Origin of the sequence: Rothia sp. P5766 (genome assembly GCF_048513555.1) — a bacterium.
GTDB lineage: Bacteria > Actinomycetota > Actinomycetes > Actinomycetales > Micrococcaceae > Rothia.
In genome coordinates this window covers 67824-85620 of sequence record NZ_JBLXXS010000011.1, presented here as the reverse complement: position 1 = coordinate 85620, position 17797 = coordinate 67824, and the positions used below count along the sequence as shown (strand labels likewise).

At 55.1% G+C, this 17797-nt stretch carries 24 protein-coding genes; all 24 read left to right on the top strand.

The window, feature by feature from the left end; all coding sequences use genetic code 11:
• Positions 1-12 precede the first annotated feature (12 nt).
• The 24 genes from ACN08V_RS07320 (at position 13) to ACN08V_RS07205 (ending at position 17776) form a co-directional block, all read left to right on the top strand.
• Complete coding sequence (locus ACN08V_RS07320; protein WP_419105068.1) at positions 13-1197, top strand: hypothetical protein; 1185 nt, start codon at positions 13-15, stop codon at positions 1195-1197.
• Positions 1198-1252: 55 nt separating this feature from the next.
• Positions 1253-1417, top strand: coding sequence for a hypothetical protein (locus ACN08V_RS07315; RefSeq protein WP_419105067.1), 165 nt, complete (start codon positions 1253-1255; stop codon positions 1415-1417).
• Positions 1418-1578: 161 nt separating this feature from the next.
• The gene (locus tag ACN08V_RS07310) at positions 1579-2100 is read left to right on the top strand and encodes a hypothetical protein (RefSeq protein ID WP_419105066.1); all 522 of its coding nucleotides are present in this window, start codon (positions 1579-1581) and stop codon (positions 2098-2100) included.
• Positions 2101-2168: 68 nt separating this feature from the next.
• Positions 2169-3068, top strand: coding sequence for a phage major capsid protein (locus ACN08V_RS07305; RefSeq protein WP_419105065.1), 900 nt, complete (start codon positions 2169-2171; stop codon positions 3066-3068).
• Between the two features lie 12 nt (positions 3069-3080).
• Positions 3081-3215 (top strand): DUF7302 family protein, encoded by a 135-nt coding sequence (locus ACN08V_RS07300; protein ID WP_419105064.1) that lies wholly within the window; start codon positions 3081-3083, stop codon positions 3213-3215.
• Positions 3216-3287: 72 nt separating this feature from the next.
• Positions 3288-3614, top strand: coding sequence for a Gp19/Gp15/Gp42 family protein (locus tag ACN08V_RS07295; protein WP_419105063.1), 327 nt, complete (start codon positions 3288-3290; stop codon positions 3612-3614).
• 38 nt (positions 3615-3652) lie between these two features.
• Complete coding sequence (locus ACN08V_RS07290; protein ID WP_419105062.1) at positions 3653-3976, top strand: hypothetical protein; 324 nt, start codon at positions 3653-3655, stop codon at positions 3974-3976.
• A 4-nt stretch (positions 3977-3980) separates the two neighbouring features.
• Positions 3981-4220, top strand: a complete 240-nt coding sequence (locus ACN08V_RS07285) for a hypothetical protein (protein ID WP_419105061.1) — start codon at positions 3981-3983, stop codon at positions 4218-4220.
• Positions 4221-4224: 4 nt separating this feature from the next.
• Positions 4225-4647 carry a hypothetical protein gene (locus ACN08V_RS07280; RefSeq protein ID WP_419105060.1) on the top strand — a complete coding sequence of 141 codons (423 nt, stop codon included), beginning with the start codon at positions 4225-4227 and terminating at the stop codon, positions 4645-4647.
• A gap of 3 nt (positions 4648-4650) precedes the next feature.
• A complete protein-coding gene (locus ACN08V_RS07275; RefSeq protein ID WP_419105059.1) occupies positions 4651-4851 on the top strand; it encodes a hypothetical protein in 201 nt (66 codons plus the stop codon).
• 84 nt (positions 4852-4935) lie between these two features.
• A complete protein-coding gene (locus ACN08V_RS07270) occupies positions 4936-5505 on the top strand; it encodes a hypothetical protein (protein ID WP_419105058.1) in 570 nt (189 codons plus the stop codon).
• A gap of 124 nt (positions 5506-5629) precedes the next feature.
• Positions 5630-5908, top strand: coding sequence for a hypothetical protein (locus ACN08V_RS07265; RefSeq protein WP_419105057.1), 279 nt, complete (start codon positions 5630-5632; stop codon positions 5906-5908).
• A complete protein-coding gene (locus ACN08V_RS07260; RefSeq protein WP_419105056.1) occupies positions 5869-6339 on the top strand; it encodes a hypothetical protein in 471 nt (156 codons plus the stop codon). The genes ACN08V_RS07265 and ACN08V_RS07260 overlap by 40 nt, the downstream gene beginning before the upstream one ends.
• A 43-nt stretch (positions 6340-6382) precedes the next feature.
• Positions 6383-9550, top strand: coding sequence for a tape measure protein (locus ACN08V_RS07255; protein WP_419105055.1), 3168 nt, complete (start codon positions 6383-6385; stop codon positions 9548-9550).
• The gene (locus tag ACN08V_RS07250; protein ID WP_419105054.1) at positions 9550-10830 is read left to right on the top strand and encodes a hypothetical protein; all 1281 of its coding nucleotides are present in this window, start codon (positions 9550-9552) and stop codon (positions 10828-10830) included. Before ACN08V_RS07255 ends, ACN08V_RS07250 begins: the two co-directional genes overlap by 1 nt.
• Positions 10831-10841: 11 nt before the next feature.
• Entirely contained in the window at positions 10842-11720 is an 879-nt protein-coding gene (locus ACN08V_RS07245) for a hypothetical protein (RefSeq protein WP_419105053.1), read from the top strand.
• Entirely contained in the window at positions 11713-12801 is a 1089-nt protein-coding gene (locus tag ACN08V_RS07240; RefSeq protein WP_419105052.1) for a hypothetical protein, read from the top strand. Before ACN08V_RS07245 ends, ACN08V_RS07240 begins: the two co-directional genes overlap by 8 nt.
• Positions 12795-14042, top strand: a complete 1248-nt coding sequence (locus ACN08V_RS07235; RefSeq protein ID WP_419105051.1) for a hypothetical protein — start codon at positions 12795-12797, stop codon at positions 14040-14042. Before ACN08V_RS07240 ends, ACN08V_RS07235 begins: the two co-directional genes overlap by 7 nt.
• Positions 14043-14050: 8 nt before the next feature.
• Complete coding sequence (locus tag ACN08V_RS07230; protein WP_419105050.1) at positions 14051-14191, top strand: hypothetical protein; 141 nt, start codon at positions 14051-14053, stop codon at positions 14189-14191.
• Positions 14188-14508 (top strand): hypothetical protein, encoded by a 321-nt coding sequence (locus ACN08V_RS07225; protein WP_419105049.1) that lies wholly within the window; start codon positions 14188-14190, stop codon positions 14506-14508. The genes ACN08V_RS07230 and ACN08V_RS07225 overlap by 4 nt, the downstream gene beginning before the upstream one ends.
• Positions 14509-14624: 116 nt before the next feature.
• Positions 14625-15533, top strand: a complete 909-nt coding sequence (locus ACN08V_RS07220; RefSeq protein WP_419105048.1) for a hypothetical protein — start codon at positions 14625-14627, stop codon at positions 15531-15533.
• A gap of 15 nt (positions 15534-15548) precedes the next feature.
• The gene (locus ACN08V_RS07215; RefSeq protein WP_419105047.1) at positions 15549-15944 is read left to right on the top strand and encodes a hypothetical protein; all 396 of its coding nucleotides are present in this window, start codon (positions 15549-15551) and stop codon (positions 15942-15944) included.
• 81 nt (positions 15945-16025) lie between these two features.
• Complete coding sequence (locus ACN08V_RS07210; RefSeq protein ID WP_419105046.1) at positions 16026-17498, top strand: GH25 family lysozyme; 1473 nt, start codon at positions 16026-16028, stop codon at positions 17496-17498.
• Positions 17489-17776 (top strand): hypothetical protein, encoded by a 288-nt coding sequence (locus ACN08V_RS07205; protein WP_419105045.1) that lies wholly within the window; start codon positions 17489-17491, stop codon positions 17774-17776. The genes ACN08V_RS07210 and ACN08V_RS07205 overlap by 10 nt, the downstream gene beginning before the upstream one ends.
• Positions 17777-17797 lie beyond the last annotated feature (21 nt).

Below are 17797 nucleotides of genomic sequence, written 5' to 3'. Positions count from 1 at the left end.
GAGGAGGTCTCAATGATTGACCAGACAAGTGTGGAAGCTCTGCGCTCGCAAAGTAACCTGGCTGCTCAACTGGCTATCAAAGACCTGGAACTGCTCTTGAGTAGACTTCCTGAGCAAGCTGAAGCCAAGCGAAAGGTTCTGCTTGAGGCTGTCCCGCTCCTGGTCGAAGAGTACGGGAATATGGCCGCTGTTGGCGCTGAGGAATGGTACCTGCAGATGCGTCGGGCCTACACCACTAGCTCCTTTAGCTCAGTGCTTGGTGAACCTCCGGCGGCAGAGGTGGTGCGTAGCAACGTTCGAGCCGTGATCGGTCCCCTCTTTGACACTTCCTTGCCTGCTGACGACGCCTTGAAGCGTACCCGGGCGAAACTGAATCAGGTGGTTGAGCGGTCGGTCAAGCAGACGGCCCGCTCAACCATGCTGACTAACGCTGCGCGTGACGGTCAGGCCCTGAAGTTCGCTCGGGTACCTGCTGGCTCTGAAACCTGCGCTTTTTGCCACATGTTAGCTTCTCGTGGTTGGGTCTACGCCACTAAAGAATCGGCTAGTACAGCTCAGAAAACCGGCAAAAGTTTCCACGCCGGTTGTGACTGTGTCATAGTCCCTTCTTTCGGCTCTGATGACCCGATTATTGAGGGCTATGATCCGGATTTGCTCTATCAGCGCTATCTCTTTGGGGAGAAAGAACTGCGTGATCGCTTCCCTGGGAAACATCCAACTGATGAAGAGGTCGCTGCCCTTATCCGGCGGCTACTACCCTCAATTTATGACCCCACCTATCAGGTAAATTCTGGGGACATTCCCTTTTCAAAACGCCAGCTTGCTCCGCTGTCGGATAAGAAGATACGTCACATCTTGCACGGAGACCGAAAAGGCGGTGGACACGTGTACGGCGCCACCAAACGTGGTAAGACACAGTTCCCGCCCTGGTGGACAGAGAAAGACATCTTGGGGGCTATCGAAGATATACAACTGCATGGAAAAGCTATTCTGAAAGACGGCGATTCTCTCTTATACGAGGGCTACTCTCGGGGAGTGCTAATCCGTGTACGAATACGAAATGGAGAAGTCGGCACGGTATTTCCTATACGGGGAGACGGTGTAGAAAAGTACTTCCCTGAAGGAAATTCAGCTGAACCGCTTTTAAAGTACTCGTCAACAGACTATCCTGATGTCTATGGGCACAAATTTAGCTGACACGATTGATCTTGAAGATGTAGCTCTCAGACTGCTGAGAGAGCTACAACTGATTATGCCCACAAACCCCCATCAACGATTCGCTGTAGACGAGCTTGATGCAGAGCAAGAGCCAGGTATGACCATCGAAATCTTGGAAAAATATGCCAAGCGATACCGGCCCTATCTTCCCGAAGACTACAAACGAGTCATCGAAGAGGAGTTCGGATATACCTTCTGACACCTCTCAATGCCGTAACAAGGAGCACCCCAGGCAGCTGGGGTGCTTTTCTATACCCTAAAGTTTTTACCCCACACGCCCAGGGGGCAACAGGGCGGTAACAACCATAGACGCAACCTGCATTTGCCGGTCGCGGAAGAACAAGACAGGAGCAAGCAACCATGAGCGAAACCACAAACGGCGTAGAGGCTCCACCCGAGCCGAAATCACAGGCTGAGGACACCTCAGCTCATGACTTCTCCCCGATTACCAGTCAGGCAGAGCTCAATCGCGTGATTGAAAACCGGCTAGAACGTGAGCGCCGCAAATACGCTGACTACGCCGAGCTAAAAGCCAAGGCCAGCAAGTTTGAAGAGTTCGAAGAAGCATCCAAGAGCGAGCAACAGAAACTAGCTGAACGCGCGCAGAAAGCCGAAGCCAAGTTAGCCGAACTACAAGCTGCAGCCCAGCTCACTGAGTGGAAGGCCCAGGTCTCTGAAGCAACAGGAGTGCCGGCTAAAGTATTGGCTGGTTCAACCCTTGAAGAGCTCACCGCACACGGTGAGCAGCTGGCTCAGCTCCTGGGTTCAAAAGCTCCTGCATCACAGCGCACCATCGTCCCCTCTGGGGCTGAAAGCGAAGCGCTGGCCCTGAACGGTGATGGGCTAGAGAATTCCCTCAAAAGGGCTCTTGGCATCGTCTAACCAGCTCACTCAATTTACCCACCCTATGCCCCGCTTTTGGGGCTTTTCTTCTTTAAGGAGCAAAAATTATGGCTATTAACAAGCCCACCGATACCTCAGAATTTGCTGGGTTTATCAAACCTGAAGCCGCCCAGGCTTATTTCCAAGAGGCACGCAAGAACTCGGTTGTCCAGCAGCTAGTGCGCCAGGTGCCAGTGGGGCACGCTGGAATCGAAATCCCCGTTGTTACTTCTAAGCCCACAGCTTCGTGGGTTGCTGAAGGCGGCAAAAAGCCGACCACCTCAGGCGGTCTTGCGCTTAAAACCATGACACCCAAGAAGATCGCGGCCATTGCTGTAGTTTCCGCTGAAGTCGTGCGTGCAAACCCCGGAAACTATATGAGCATCTACCGCCAGGACATTGCCGAGGCCTTTGCCAGCGCCTTTGACGCGGCAACCCTCCACGGCATCGACTCGCCCTTTGGGGCTGACCAGGCGCTGACCAACACCACTAAAAGCGTTGCCCTTGGCACTGCTACCAAGGAAAACGGCGGTATCTTCTCAGACGTCAATGCAGGCCTTGATCTGCTGGTCAAATCCAAGAAGAGACTCACCGGCTTCGCCTTTGACGCTGTGACAGAGCCTCTCTTCAACGGTGCTGTCGATACCAACGGCCGGCCGCTGTTCATTGATTCCCCCACCACCGATACCGCTGCAACCGTCCGTGACGGTCGTCTGCTAGGCCGTCATGCCTACATTGGGGAGACTGTTGCCAAGGACGACGTCGTTGGGTTTGGCGGTGACTGGTCCAAGGCCGTCTGGGGTACTGTCGGTGGCATCAGCTTCGACATCTCTACCCAGGCAACGGTTACCATCAACGGCGAGCTCACCAGCCTCTGGGAACACAACCTCGTTGCTATCCGCGCAGAAGCCGAGTACGCCTGGCTCCTGCACGATAAGGAAGCCTTCATCAAGTACACCACTGCCTAAAAGGAGCCCAGCATGACCCAGCTTAAAAGCCCAGCCGGTACGGTCGTCGAAGCTTCAGACGAGCTTGCTGAAGCCTTACAGGCAACTGGTTACACACCAGTCAAGGAGCCAGCGCCCAAGCGCGCACGAGGCAAGAAAGCGAGCTAAATGATGATGCCCTCCCCCCAATCTAGCCCGCCGATGGCAACGGTAAATCAGTTAAGAGCACGGTGGCCGGATATGCCAGCTGGTTCAGATGCTCATGCTCAGGTGCTCCTGGCTGATGCAAGTGCTCTGGTGGAGGCCAATCTGGGGGCGGGGGCCACCCTTGATCCTGCTATTGCTGTCATGGTGGTTTGTCAGATGGTTCGCCGTGCAATGGCTTCGTCTGCATTGCCAGAGGGGGCTACCTCGATCAGCCAGAGCGCCGGCCCATTCACCACTGCTCTAGGCTTCTCGAGCCCTGGAAGCCAGAACGCCTTGTACCTGACAAGGGCTGAGAAGAAGCTACTGGGTGCAGGCCGGCAGCGAGCTTTCACCTTTGACCTGTTAGATGGGGTGCCCTGATGACACCTTTCCTGCTGCAGGCTGGGCAAAGTATCCAGGTGAGTCGCCAGATTCTAGGGGACAGAGATGCTCATGGTAATCAGAGACGCACCTACAGGCCCCCTGAGATAGTTCAGGTCTACGGGATAGCGCCCGCTAGCGCCACCGAGCAAGCCTCCCTGGGGCGGGATTGGGCAACCACTAGCACCTGGGATATCTACGCCCCTCCGGGGACTGAACTCAGCGCCTACGACCGAGTTATTTTGCCTGACGGTAGCGAGTGCGAAGTCATCGGCACCCCCCGCACCTGGTCACAGACAGGGTTCGCTGATTTCTTGCAGGCCAGCGGGGTCCATGTCATCGTTCAGAAGAAAACAGGTTAGAACTATGAGTAATCAGCTGAAGCTAGTGCTCAATAGTGGCGAGATAAAAAAGTATCTCAAGAGTTCCAGCGTGCAGGGTGCTCTCACGAAAGAAGCAGAGCGCATAGCGCAGGCAGCAGGTGAGGGGTATGGGTCTAGCGTCAAGGTTGGCCGCACCAGGGCGCTGGCTAATGTGCATGCTGAAACCTATAAGGCCCGCCTTGATAATTCAAAGAACGCCACGATTCTCAAGAATGCGAGGTAATCCCATGCGCAGTTTTGATGTTTCGGTTCCACGGGATATTGAAGCCGATATGGTGGCTTCATTGCGGCAGGCGGGGATCAAGGCCAGTACCATTGTTCCAGCTGAGCGTGGGGCAGGTACGGTCAGGGTTTCGCGTACCGGTGGCACCGACGATGATTATGAGGGCCAGCGCGACACCGCTGATCTTCTCATTGAGGTGTGGGAAGAGGACAGTGTCAGCGCCTACGCTACAGCCCAGCGGGCCTACGCCGCCCTTCTTGCCCTTGCCATGCGTGGTACTACAGCAACCGGGCAACCTATCTATAAAGCAGAGATCGCCCCGCCCCGAGCCTACGATGACCCGCAGGCACCTGCCCTTTACCGGGTCACATTCACGGCCACAATCTCAACCACTTTAGAGACCATCACTATCCATTTGGAGGACTAAACCATGGCTAAGAAAACCTACACCAGCGCTACTTTGTACCACCCCTCGATTGAAGGGGTAACCCATGTCTGTTCTTCGGTGCAAGAGCAGGATGCTTGGGAAGCCCAAGGCTGGCTCCCTAAAAAGCCTAATTATGGCCAGACCGGTGTTTCTGTGCAGGTTGTCAAGGACCCAGCAGCCGCACGAAACGTCCCGGCAGCCTAATCAAGGTATTCCCCCATGGCGCCCCCACGCTACCTATCAGTTCTAAGCCCCTCCGGGGCTTCTTCTATTTAAGGAAAAACTTTTATGGCTACTGTAGTCAATCAAACCCGAGTGGGTGCCCCGCTGAATGTCGCTGGCGGTATCTTCTCTGCCCCTCTAGGTACCGCTCTGCCCACGGACGCAACCGTGACCCTGGATGAGGCTTTCAAGATTGGTGGTCTGATCAGTGAGGAGGGCTTGAAAGAGGCCCCTACTCGCTCAACCGACAAGGTTAAGTCTTGGGGCGGTCATCTGGCGCGGGTACTTCAGTCCGAATACAGCATCACCGTCACCTTCACCATCATCGAACGTACCGAGGAGTCCCTCAAAGATGTGTTCGGGGATGCCAACGTCACCAGCGCCCCTGGTGCGGGTGGGACCAACCGCTCCATCTTGAAGAAAGCTGACCAGCTACCTATCAAGTCGCGTGTGGCCGATATGAAGGACGGGGCGGCAAAGATCCGTCTGGTCTACCCCAGCTCGCAGATCACTGAAGTTGGCGAAAGCCAGTATCACCATGGTGGGCTGATTTCTTATCCCGTCACGGTCGAGTGCTACCCCGATGAGAACGGGGTCTATGGCTACGAGTACGAGTTCGTGCCGGACGCCACCTAAACACTCCCCACTCCTTACTCTCCCGGCTCGGTAGTCAATCCTGGGGGCGCGCTACTGAGCCGGGTCACCAAAGCCCCCAGCACCCCCTTGTTATCACTCATTTTGTTCAAAGGAGACCCCCAAGATGGCCAAGAAGAAGCCCGCAGACCGCAAGCCCTCTTCAAAGAAGCTGCTCACGATTGACACCCCTGCCGGGGAAGTAAACATCAAACCTTTCAAGGTGAAGGTCGGCTTCCTACGTAAGAACCGTAAGGAAGACGAAACCGAACTCATGTTCAAGATCATTGAAATGCACGCCGATGAGGAGGCTCTGGAGGTTATCGACGAACTTACTTTCGAAGACCTCAAAGAATTTTTCGTCCAGTGGCAGGAAGCATCAGGTGTAGACCTGGGGGAATCCTAGCCGTCCTTGACCTTCTAGAAGCTGGCCACGGACCGGCACTGGAAGCAGATCTGCTAACCCACGGGCTACCGGCCCTCTCTAAGGTCGGTAGCCCTGACCTGCCCTGGCATGCTCTGTTCGTTTTTGCCCGGCGCATGAACGAAACACCAGGGTCGGCGCTAGCTGTGGCAGAGCATGGGACTAGCAGGCAGTGGAGCCCTACTGAGCAAATGCTCAACGGGATTTCCAACATGATGCAGTGGCTGATCTGGTCGAAGTCAAAGGACGCTTCACAACCCGGCGCTAAACCCCCTGCGCCCATCTACCTGCCTGGCCTTGAACCAGTGGATGAGACCGTAAAGCACCGCGGCACACCCACGCCCCTAGCGGAAGTGCTGGAGATGCTGGGTGATCAGGCCAAGGATATGTATTCCGCGCTCGCTACTGGGTGAAGCAACCAACCTGAAACCTGCACCCTTGAAAGGGGGTATTGCTGTGGCTATTGAGCTGGCTAAGGCTTATTTACCGATTATCCCTTCCCTGGGCAAGGGATTTAAGCGTGAGGTTGAAAAGCAGCTTGGCCCCGTTGAGGCTGTCGCTGAGAAAACGGCTCACTCAATGGGTCATAAAATCAGTAAGGGCATAAAAGTGGGTGCGGCGGCGGCTGCCGCTTCGCTCACGGGCATGCTCGGCACCGCTCTGGTCAAGGGCTTTGGCCGTCTTTCAGCTATTGAAAACGCAGAATCTAAACTCTCTGGCCTGGGTGACACCGCCGAAGACGTCTCAGCCATCATGGACAACGCCCTTACCGCAGTTAAGGGCACGGCTTTCGGCATGGATGAAGCAGCTACCACAGCCGCTTCTGCTGTGGCAGCCGGTATCAAACCAGGTAAAGACCTAGCCAAATACCTCGGCCTAGTCGGTGACGCCGCTACCATCGCGGGCACCGACATGGCTTCCATGGGATCCATCTTCAACAAGGTGGCCGCCAGCGGCAAGGTGCAGGGTGATGTTTTTGCCCAGCTCTCCGATGCCGGTATTCCCGTGGTGCAAATGCTGGCGAAAGAAATGGGTATCACCGCGGAGGAAGTCTACAAGCTAGGCTCTGAAGGCAAAATCAGCTCTGACACCTTCCTGGCTGCAATGAGCTCCCTGCAAGGGTTAGCGCTCAAGGGCGGGGAAACCACCAGCGGTGCCTTCAAAAATATGAACGCCGCACTCGGGAGGTTCGGCGCTACCCTACTCAAAGATATTTTCCCTTTGATTCGCCCTATCTTCGGGTTCATCACCGAGAAAATTGACCTAGCAACCAACGCGGTAGGACCCCTCGCTGAGGCTCTGGCCTCAACCCTGGTTGGGGCGTTTACAAGCGCCCGCGATCTTGCAGCCAAGTTCGGGGCGGTCATCACAGATAACTGGAACATTATCGGCCCAATCCTGGCTGGCATCGGTGCCTCAGTAGCTACCTTCCTCGCCTGGCAAGGTGCCCTGAAACTGGTGACCATTGCTACTACCCTGTGGGGTGCGGCTACTACAACAGCCGGTGCTGCGCTGGCTTTTGTCACTTCCCCCATCGGCATCGCTGTTATCGCTATCGGAGCCCTAACCGCAGGCATCATCTGGGCCTACAACAACCTTGAATGGTTCCGTGACCTAGTGCAGGTGGCCTGGGCTAACATCCAGGTAGCTATCGGAGCTGTCGTGGACTGGTGGACCGCTACAGCCTGGCCGGCCATCCAAACCGGCCTGCGCATCTTGGGTGACTGGTTCACCTGGCTCTGGCAAGAAGTCATCACCCCAGCCTGGTCCGCCATAGCTACGGTTATCCAGCAGGCCTGGGTTACTTACATCCAACCTGCGCTCGCCGCAGTATGGAGTTTTATCCAGGGCACATTGGGTCCGATTTTTATCTGGCTCTGGCAGACCATTATCGCCCCGACTTTCAAGCTGATTGTGGCTATCATTCAGTGGGCCTGGAGCACAATGATCGTGCCACTCTTTAACCTTGTGGTTGCGGTGGTGCGTGATGTTCTAGCCCCTATCTTCATGTGGCTCTGGCGTAATATCATCACCCCGGTGTGGAACGGGATCGTTATCGCTATTCAGGTGGCCTGGAAGATCATCGAAGTCATTTTCGGTTTGGTCTACGGCTTCTTGAAGAACGTTCTCGGCCCCGTTTTTAAATGGTTCTGGGAAAGCATTATCAGCCCGGTTTGGTCCTGGATTAGTGACAAGATTTCCACGGTCGGTAGCTTCATTGCCGACAAAGTCTTTCCTAAGCTCAGCGGGGCTCTTGAGGTGCTCAAGGGGGCCTTCGAGAAAACCAAAAACGGTATCGGCAGGGTATGGGATGGGCTCAAAAATTTAGTGAAAGAACCTATTAGCTGGGTTATCAATACTGTGATCAATGATGGCTTGATTGCTGGATACAACAAGCTAAATAATTTCTGGACCTCAAATGATGAAGAGGGGAACATCTCCCGAATTGAGCTGGGTTTTGCTCGTGGCGGTATCCTCCCCGGCTACCAGAGCGCTAAGAAGGACGAGCTCTTAGTGCCCATGCGTAAGGGTGAAGGGGTGCTCGTGCCTGAGGCTACACGAGCCTTGGGTTCTAGCTTCATTCACGGCCTTAACGCTGCGGCTAATGCCGGTGGTGTCGGAGCGGCAAAAACCTGGCTCAACCAGGGCCAGGGCGCTGCAGCTGGCACCCGCCGGGGCTGGGCCGGATCAGAGTCCTACAGTACCGGAGCACCCCCTTCGGGTCGTTCTGGTATCTGGGGTGCTTTCCAGAATGCAATCGCTTCTGCTGGCCGTCTTTTTGTCCCTAAGACCTTCATCCACGGTGTGAACACCGAAGATGTGGCCAAAGCTTGGATTGGCCGTTCGGCTCTGCCCATCATCATGGGCACCGGCTCCCCCAGTGTCTCTTTCGGCTACGGCACTGCTGGCCCCTGGGGGTTCAACAACGGCTCAAGCATTCAGATCAACCCCGGCTCCCCGCGCAATATGGCGCTTGCTATCTTGCGTCACGAGCTAGGGCATGCCCTGTCCTTGCACCATACCGATAATCCTGGGTCGATTATGCACCCGGCTATTGCTGGCACAAAGGTGCCTACCTCCCTGGATTATGGTGCGCTAGTCAAGGCCTGGGGTGCTCCTGGGGCTGGGGTGAAAACCTACGATGTCGGAGATGGCGGTGGCTTTGATTTTCTGGGTGTTATCGCCGAGAAAATTACCGGGCTGACGGATAAGGCCATTGACGCAGCCCTTGGTCGCTTTGAGGGTAACGGCTTTGTTGAGATGCCGGTGGGAATCGCCAAGAAGTCCATCAGCTCGGCTGTTGAGTGGGTCAAAGATAAGCTCACCGGTGGCTTTGCGCTCGGTGGAATCGTTGGTGAACCGCCAGCTCTTTACGATAAGGGCGGGATCATCAATCGAGGGGTCCAACTCATTGACCACCAGCGGGCTACCCCCGATTATGTGCTGACCGACCAGCAGTGGGCGGCAATGTATGAAATCGCTCAAAACCAATCCAGCAACAACATCGGTAATCAGCCAATACAAGTCATCATCCCAGAACGAGAAGGCATTAGCCCGGATAAGTTCGGCGCTCGCATTGCTGAAGGTATGGCCTGGGAGCTTTCTAGAGTAGGAGGTATCTAATGGTTATCCGTGATGTTATATTGCGCGGTGCTGGACTAGATTTTAGGTTGAGCAACCACGAAGAGTTGGGGGCTCAGGTTGAAGGTTGGCTGACTGATCTTGTTGGCTGGTTTGGGGGCGTTGGTGTCTCAGATACTGGGGCTCAGCGTAAGCTTGGGCATGGATACTTCACTGTCCCAAGCTTACGCACCAGTCGAGAGATAACGCTCTCAGGTGTGCTGCATTTTTTGGATGAATGGGATAGGAGCGTAGCTGACAGGTTTCTTTCTGGCATCCTCTGGGACGGAGAATTCGGAGAGCTTGAAGTCTCTATAAATAATCTGACCTTGGTCTCACGCGTGAAGCTAGCTGGTGACATCAAACACGCGTATGCAGGGACTGAGGCGCTCAAATTTCAGATTCCGCTGACAGCGCCTGATCCTTTTCTCTATGCCCCGGCCCGTACGTACCAAATTTTCCCGGCAGGTACGGGTGAAGGGCTTCGATACCCGCTCTTTGCCCAATCAGGTGAACAACTCCCTGGAATGGAACTCACTCGTTCCCGGTCTCTACCGGCCACCCGCAATGAAAACGGTGAGCTGTACTTTAGTTTTTCAGATTATCAGACCGGTGATGCAGCTACTGCACAGGTTCAGGCTGGTAAGACATATCAGATTACTGTGCGTAACCGCGCAGATCGACCAGGATCAAAGATGGCTATTCGCTCGCATCTGTGGGGTTGGGGAAACAACTCAATTTTTAAATATCTTACACAGTCCCCTAACGGGAGTGTAGTAGTGGAATCCGACGGTGAGTGGCAGACATGGACTCGGCTTGTCCCAGTTCCTGATGGGTACACATCCTTACTTGTAACCTTATGGGCCAATCACCCACTGGGAAGCGTAACCGATGCCTCCCAGGAATACACAATTAGTATGCGGGAAGCTGGGAGCCCGGTTCTTGAGTGGGGTGCTGGTGCGCCTGTTACTGGGGCTTGTGCAAATAACGGCAATGCTGATGCGCACCCGGTCTATACGGTGAGTGGCTCCTGGCCTGCTGGTTTCCGTATCGTCACTGGCAACCGTGTCATCGAATACCCTTCCCCTATACACCCGTCAAATCCGGCGCGGATTGATAACCGTACTGGGTCGGTGACGGTCGGCGGGGCTGACCAAACCTATCGGTTAACCCGACGTGACTGGGTGACGGTTCCTGCTGGGACTGCTATTCAACCCCGGATTGAAGCGCTGGCCCCATCAACAGGCTGGTGTGACGTGACAATTCAAGACACCTATATCTAAGGAGAAATGTTATGGCTACAAGCTTCGGTATCGGCCCAGACGGACAGGGCAACGGAACCACGCCAGAAGATATTCAGATCATCACTGCGGCTGAGTACGCAAACCCCGGCATTTTGGCGGGTTGCGAGGTGGACAGCACCACTGGCATGAGCTACCACATCAAAGCTGGTGCCGTAGTTATCGCTCTAGCCAGTGACCGGTACGTCAAGGCCCCGGTATCGCCGCAGACTATCCCCACAGAACCTGCTCCCGCTATCGGCTCTCGCACTGATGTGGTGTACGTAAAGCAGAACCTCGGTGGTTCTGACGGCAATAACGCGGTGATTGTGGGCGTTAGTAGCTCTGTCCCTGCCAATGCTGTTGAGATTGCCAGGTACACAGTCAATGCTGGGACCACCGGAACTAACCAGGCTGAGCGAACCGGTGACACCAAGTATGCCCGGCCTCGCGGTGCATCGCTGGGCACGCTCTACGGCTTTGTTGATACCGATACTAGTGTTAAGGCAGAAGGTGTATTCAAGCGTGGCGCCGGTTCCTTCTACCTGCCAACAGACCGAAACATCGAGATCTCCCTTCAATCTTGCGTATCTACAGAACTAGCCGCAGACATAAATGGTGACCAGCGCCCTGGAGGGTCAGTCATGTACAAGATTTATGTGGATGGCGTGCTAAAACGCTCCTTTGAGCGCGGGTTTAGCAATATTTGGGATGTGCGCCACTTTGAGTTCGGAATGGACTTGAATGCAGGTCGGCATACGGTCCACTACACTGTTGAGCGCCGCTGGGTGCAGGCCGGCAGTACCGGGCGCTGGCGCGTTCAGCATGGTCACGCTGATAAGTTCCCCGGAGATATTTTCCATGTTGGAGACCGGGGCGTAGCCCTTGTATAGCCTTTATTTTCTGCGGACGACCACTGGTGAGGTCGGCTCTAGCATAGATGCCCACGCCCTGTCGTGGAGCATCGAGCTGAATAAAACTGAGTCCTTTTCTGTGACGGTTGGGAAGGACAAGCTCCGGCGTACTGAAAGGCTCTGGTGGGCACCCTGGTCAGGTGGCGTCCTGGTGACCTTCACCAGCCCTGATGGTATCGAACGCCCGGTGGTGGCCGGGCCGATCACCGACTGGGGGGCCGAGGATGCTGACACCCTGGTGCTTACTTGTGAAGGTATCAGAGCTATTTTCCGGGGCCGTACCGTGTGGCAGACCTTGGCCTACCGTGGTCTCTCCTATGGGGCTATTGCATGGGAGTTGTGCAAGCATGGCATGGATAAGCCCGGTGGTGCTCTGCCGATATATCATGCTTCCCCCTATGAGCAGGCCACCAGAGAACGCACCTATGAGGGCTGGAACCTGGCGAATAATCAGATTGATAAGCGCTGGGAAGAGCTGTCGAATGTGATTGCTGGCCCAGATATTATGCTCCGGCCTGAGTGGGCGAATCGTGAAAAGACCCGCATCAAGTGGGGATTTCAGCATGGCACCCATGCCTGGCCTTTTATCGCGCAGGATTGGACGCCTGATTTTGATACGACTGCCCCAGCCTCTGATGTGACTGAGCCGCGCGTCATCAGCACCGGCGCGCACCTGGTCTCCCGGGTGTGGTACACCGGTGCCGGGGAGGGGGAGGGCATTGTGAGAGTCTACGCCCAAGACCTCCAATCTGTAGCTGCTGGCGCGCCTTTCCTGGAAGATGTGCTCTCAGATTCTGACCAGCCCGAGCCGGGGCCCCTACAGGTGAAAGCCGAGGGTGCGCTCAAATCCCGGCAGAACATGCTCGATCAGGTCACCTTCAAGGTAAATGTCGCTTCTTCTAAGACCCCGCTGGGGTCTTTTTTTGTAGGAGATATCTGCAAAGTAACGCTGGGGGAATGGGTGTCAGTCCCCGCCGGCACCTACGATATGCGGCTAATCAAAATGACTGGGTCTTTAGACCCCCTGGTAACCCTAGACTTTCAGGAGGCTTCATGGTGAAAGTCATCGACCAAAGACCGGCTAACCCGCAGGACTCTTTACGGCGCCTACTGAACCCGCTCAAAACCCCTGTCTCGGTACCTCACGGCGTAAAAGTCGCCTCTGCTGGGGAATATGTGAGCTTCTTCGACTCCCAAGGTTCCTCTCACCGGTGGGATGGAGACGCTATCGCCAACTATGATGCCAGAATTGCTGACGGGCAGGAAAAGATAACACAGGCTCAGGAATCGTTGGCGGTGGCCGAGTCTAAGCTCGCAAGTGCTGGTGAGCGCATCGCAGCGGCAGAAGCAGAGCTAACCACTGAGGCTACCGGGAAGAAGGCCTCGGCATATATCAATGCCAATGGGGTGATAGTGGGGCGTGACGCGATTTTAACAGGCACGGTAGACGTGGCACAGCTCAATGTGACTGGTGAAATGGCCGCAGAAGTTGTTTCTGCCATGTCGGTTGAGTCTAAAAAATTGGTAGTGACCGATGACGCAATCCTGAACCGTGCAACCGTAATTGAGTCCCTAGTCACGCCCGAGTTGGTAGCAGAACGCATCAATGTAAAGAATTTAGGTTCGGAACTCATCAGCTCTGCGGCCATCCAAACTAACACCGATACTAACCGAGGGGTAAAAATAACGACTGCGGGGGTGCAAGCCTGGGATAGTGTAGGCCGCCAGACCATCCGACTCAATGGAAACGATAACCTTCTTGTTGGATCACTTACCACCGGCGACTCCAGCACCGGCCGCATTCGCATCTTTAACGGCCCGCACCCAGTAAACGGCAGGCCATATGGATTTATAACAATGCATGACGTTGGTGGGGAGACCGGAAAACAAGGCGTAATCGAGTTCAATGAACGAGCCTTAACCCTAAGCGTCAAGGACGGAAATTCAACAGGTCATACCCAGCCCTTCCGTAAGGGACTTTTAATAACCCCCGATGGGGCAACCTTGGTGGGTAATCTGAGGTTAGACGGCTTGTTCAAGAAGTCCCCTGCCTTCCAGGCTCATGCAATTCAGTTCGGCAACATACCGGCCGGACATTATAGGGAGGCTACGCAACCCTTTACACAGGCTAGTGGCCAAAACCCCTATAGCGTAGCTCAACTTTCCTCACTCAACTTAGCCAATGTCACCGCCGTGACCTGGACAACTAACGGAAACATAAAGATACGTGTATATAACAACTCACCCTTTGAGGCTCGTGCTGTTTGGTGCGATCTTATCCTTTTAGGCCTTGAAAGATAGGAGAAACCTTGGCCCAGCTCACAGAATCCCAGCTAGAAACCAAAGTTATCGTGCTTGAACAAGAAAACGCGCGATTGCGCTCAGCTGTCCTCGATTACCAGATCCGAGCCGGCGAAATCTTGCTAGCTCCAGACGAAGGAGATAAATGATGGAGCCCACTTCAAATGCTCTTATCGCTGCCGCCAAAGACCTAAACCTCCGTGAACGCGCTATAGCCCTAGCATCGAGTATGGGTATCCCTAACGCACAATACGCCGTAGACAGCCATCTACCTATGCTGGTTGCCGCTCCTGTTAATAACGACGGGACAAGCCTCGCCTCGGTATTCGAATACGCGCAGGCGGAGTACGAAAAGAAAAAAGATGCACTCATTGAACCGGGCAAGGACATGGCGAGAGTGACGGATGAACATATTCGCTATGCGTTAAAGAGCGTCCTGTTGGATGACGCTGTTATCCAGGAGTAGGGGGGGAAATGGAATATGAAGGGGTAAGGGGCCATTTTCTAGCCCCCGATGGTAGCCCTCTGAGCGGTTCGGTATTTTTTGCCCCGACGTTTCTGTTCGCCCGAGATGGCGAGTCTGTGACACTACCGGCCCCAGTGGTCGGTGCCCTTGATGAGCTGGGCCAGGTGGAGGTGAGCTTGCTGGTGCCTAGTGATGGTGTGGAACCAGCCACCTGGGTTTGGCGAGCATACCCGCGCTTACACCATGCCGGGGCAAGCGTAAAGATGAGCGATTTTGCTTTTGAGCTAATTGCTGGTTCCCCGGTGAATTTGGCGCAGGTCGCCCCGGTTCCTGACCCCGTGACCGGGGAATATGTGACACGTGGCGCTGACGGAAGACCTGGCCCGGCTGGGCCACAGGGCCCTCCTGGCGAGCAGGGTCCACCTGGCCCTAAGGGTGAAAGAGGTGATCCCGGCGTTGCTGGCCCTCCTGGGCCAGCTGGGCTGAGGGGCGAGCAAGGCCCGCCCGGCCCCAAAGGTGATACTGGCGACCGGGGGCCACAGGGAATACCCGGTCCTGTTGGACCTGCTGGCCCCAAGGGCGAGCAGGGAGAACGCGGGCCACAAGGCCCCCAAGGGCTACAAGGCCCCAAGGGAGACCCCGGTACCCTGCAAGACACAGGCTGGCGCGATGTTACCACCGAGTTCTGCAAGCTCAACCCGCATATCCAGGAAAAGCCTGGCTATAAGGTCAGGCTCCGTAGGTGTGGAAATGTTGTCTACTTGGCGATTCACTCAGTCAAGCTGACTAGCACTTTCGTGCCCACAGACACCTACCCCTTGGGTCAGGGGTTCAAGAAGTCACCTGAAGGCGGTAGTATCCAGCCGCTCTGGCAGGAAGGCGGCGCGAACATCGTAGGGGTATTCAACATCTATCCCAGCATGGTCAAGCTATCGGCGGGTAATCTCAATGATGTTTGGGACTCACATGCCTTCTGGCTCACCGCTGACACCTGGCCCACCCAGCTACCCGGCAAACCAGCATAGCGAAGGAGGTGAATAATGCTCCCACCCGAAACCATGCCCCTTATAACAGCTATGACTGGTGGGCTCTGCGGCGTTGCCGGCACCTGGATAGGCGCACGTGTTGCACCGAAGCATGTGGTTAAGGCATCGGAGATGGACGCCCAAACCAAGCTCATCGAAGCACTCTCCAAACGTATTGATCAGCAGGATACACGGGCAGATAAGATGCAGGCTGAGCTTGATAAGACCCATGAGGAAGTTCGGTCAGCTCAACAGGCTGCGGACGAAGCTCAAACGCAAACTAGGCTTCACCGAGTCTGGAATCAGAACCTGGTTGCGCATATCGAGGCTGGTGCTCCTCCCCCGCCACCGGACCCGCCCACTGGGCTTGTGACCATCGTGCATGGCCCGCAGGTAGACCCGAGCAAGTAGCTTCGGGTCTTTTTCTTTACACAAAACTGCCCCGGTTACACGCAAGCCGGGGTTTTTCGATACATGAAAGGAAGGTCAGTGATGACTTTATGGGGAATTGATATCTCTTCGCATCAGACCGGAATACCACAATCAGTGATTGCCCAAGCGGATGTCGTCATCATCAAGGCAACAGAAGGAACCAGCTATACCAACCCGGCAATGGCTGACCAGTTCACAAAAGCCCTAAACTCAGGGAAAAAGATTGGGGTGTACCACTACTACAACGGCCCGAACCCGAAGGGTCAAGCTGATTATTTTCTCGCCCAGGTCGCAAAAGTTGGTACCCCCGACTTCTACGTTTTGGATTGGGAAGAGGCAGCTTACCTGCCACAAGAGAAGGACGCTAAAACTTTCTTAGACAGGGTCAAGAAGGCCGGACTGCCTGTTTGGTTCTATACCTACGCTTCGCCGCTGGTGAAGTACCAGTATTCAAGTATCGGCGATGCTGGGTACCCTCTCTGGCTAGCTTGGTACCCGTATAGACGAGCTGATGGGTTCGGCGCTGACATGAGCCTCGCTGATGCAATCAAGCGCTGGCAGATTACTGGGTGGAATATCGCAGGCTGGCAATACACCAGCGGCGGGCGTCTAACTGGCTGGGGATCTGACTTAGATTTCAACCAGTTTGCCCCATCAGCCCCCGGACTTGGAGCTACCTCCACTGGCTGGAGCACATCTAGCAGCAAGGGAATGGTTTACCCGGTGGAAGGCTACCCCATTACTCAGTCTTTCAACGATGGCCATGGACTTTCTACCAATCTTGGCGGCGGGCACACCGGTGTGGACTGGGGAACCCCGGTAGGGACTCCGCTCAAGGCCGTTGCACCGGGTACCGTTCTGTGGGCTGACTGGGCTGATAATCTACCGCAGACTTCTTGGGCGGACCGCTGGTACCTGGTGGGCGGTGGCTATGGTGGTTTGAGCACCAATGCCGGTATTTGCCTGGTCATTGATCATGGGGCCTATTTGAGTACCTATTCACATTTGAATAGGACGGACTTGAACAGCGGTGATTCTGTTAGAGCCGGTCAGGTTGTGGCTCAGAGTGGGAATACCGGTTATACCACCGGCCCTCATCTTCATTTTGAAATTCTTCCCAAGCCTTTTGCTTGGGGCAACGGGTTCTACGGCCGTGTAGATCCCATTCCATTTATTGAAGCCCGAAAGGGCAACTCTACAGAAGGAGATTGGCTAGATATGGCTACCAAAGAAGAAGTAAAGAGTGCTGTCCGTGAGGTTCTAAACGAACCTATCAAGCGGCAAGGCGGCGAGCCCGGTCATACCACGATTATCTCTGAAACCGCATGGAAGACCGCCCGAGATAACGCTCTGGAGAACAAGATCAATACCTTGCAGTCACGGGTTTTCCACCTATGGACTGACTGGCGTATGGGAGTACCCGGTCGCGCATTTGATGGCGCCGTGGGCTGGCTGGTTCGCAAGTCCGGTTATAAGGATCCGGAGAATCGCGCAAAGGTCTTCGAGAAAGCAGAGAAGAATGGGTGGATGTAGCCATGAACTCTGAGCGTACATTCGGTAACCTCTCTAAACTGGTTCCTCTGGTGATTATCGTCTTTGGTGCGGCAGTTACTGGTATTGCTTTCTGGGTTGAGGGCGGTACCGGGGCTGCAGCTCAGGAGGCTATCAGGACCTTTAGCGTTGTGCTAGGTATGGCCGGGGCTGGGTCTGCTACGGCTTATTTTGGTCGCTCGCAGACTCAACTTGATGCGCAGGCTGCCCGCAATGCTAACCCGGTGCCGGCAGATGAGGTCATCGAGCCCGATAAGTAAGAATTGTCCCCTTACCCACAC

What these genes read in the sequence shown, in the direction of transcription:
- ACN08V_RS07320 (WP_419105068.1), top strand. Translation starts at nt 13, where the DNA reads ATGATTGACCAGACAAGTGTGGAAGCTCTGCGCTCGCAAAGTAACCTG.
- ACN08V_RS07315 (WP_419105067.1), top strand. Translation starts at nt 1,253, where the DNA reads ATGCCCACAAACCCCCATCAACGATTCGCTGTAGACGAGCTTGATGCA.
- ACN08V_RS07310 (WP_419105066.1), top strand. Translation starts at nt 1,579, where the DNA reads ATGAGCGAAACCACAAACGGCGTAGAGGCTCCACCCGAGCCGAAATCA.
- ACN08V_RS07305 (WP_419105065.1), top strand. Translation starts at nt 2,169, where the DNA reads ATGGCTATTAACAAGCCCACCGATACCTCAGAATTTGCTGGGTTTATC.
- ACN08V_RS07300 (WP_419105064.1), top strand. Translation starts at nt 3,081, where the DNA reads ATGACCCAGCTTAAAAGCCCAGCCGGTACGGTCGTCGAAGCTTCAGAC.
- ACN08V_RS07295 (WP_419105063.1), top strand. Translation starts at nt 3,288, where the DNA reads ATGCCAGCTGGTTCAGATGCTCATGCTCAGGTGCTCCTGGCTGATGCA.
- ACN08V_RS07285 (WP_419105061.1), top strand. Translation starts at nt 3,981, where the DNA reads ATGAGTAATCAGCTGAAGCTAGTGCTCAATAGTGGCGAGATAAAAAAG.
- ACN08V_RS07280 (WP_419105060.1), top strand. Translation starts at nt 4,225, where the DNA reads ATGCGCAGTTTTGATGTTTCGGTTCCACGGGATATTGAAGCCGATATG.
- ACN08V_RS07275 (WP_419105059.1), top strand. Translation starts at nt 4,651, where the DNA reads ATGGCTAAGAAAACCTACACCAGCGCTACTTTGTACCACCCCTCGATT.
- ACN08V_RS07270 (WP_419105058.1), top strand. Translation starts at nt 4,936, where the DNA reads ATGGCTACTGTAGTCAATCAAACCCGAGTGGGTGCCCCGCTGAATGTC.
- ACN08V_RS07265 (WP_419105057.1), top strand. Translation starts at nt 5,630, where the DNA reads ATGGCCAAGAAGAAGCCCGCAGACCGCAAGCCCTCTTCAAAGAAGCTG.
- ACN08V_RS07250 (WP_419105054.1), top strand. Translation starts at nt 9,550, where the DNA reads ATGGTTATCCGTGATGTTATATTGCGCGGTGCTGGACTAGATTTTAGG.
- ACN08V_RS07245 (WP_419105053.1), top strand. Translation starts at nt 10,842, where the DNA reads ATGGCTACAAGCTTCGGTATCGGCCCAGACGGACAGGGCAACGGAACC.
- ACN08V_RS07235 (WP_419105051.1), top strand. Translation starts at nt 12,795, where the DNA reads ATGGTGAAAGTCATCGACCAAAGACCGGCTAACCCGCAGGACTCTTTA.
- ACN08V_RS07225 (WP_419105049.1), top strand. Translation starts at nt 14,188, where the DNA reads ATGATGGAGCCCACTTCAAATGCTCTTATCGCTGCCGCCAAAGACCTA.
- ACN08V_RS07215 (WP_419105047.1), top strand. Translation starts at nt 15,549, where the DNA reads ATGCTCCCACCCGAAACCATGCCCCTTATAACAGCTATGACTGGTGGG.
- ACN08V_RS07210 (WP_419105046.1), top strand. Translation starts at nt 16,026, where the DNA reads ATGACTTTATGGGGAATTGATATCTCTTCGCATCAGACCGGAATACCA.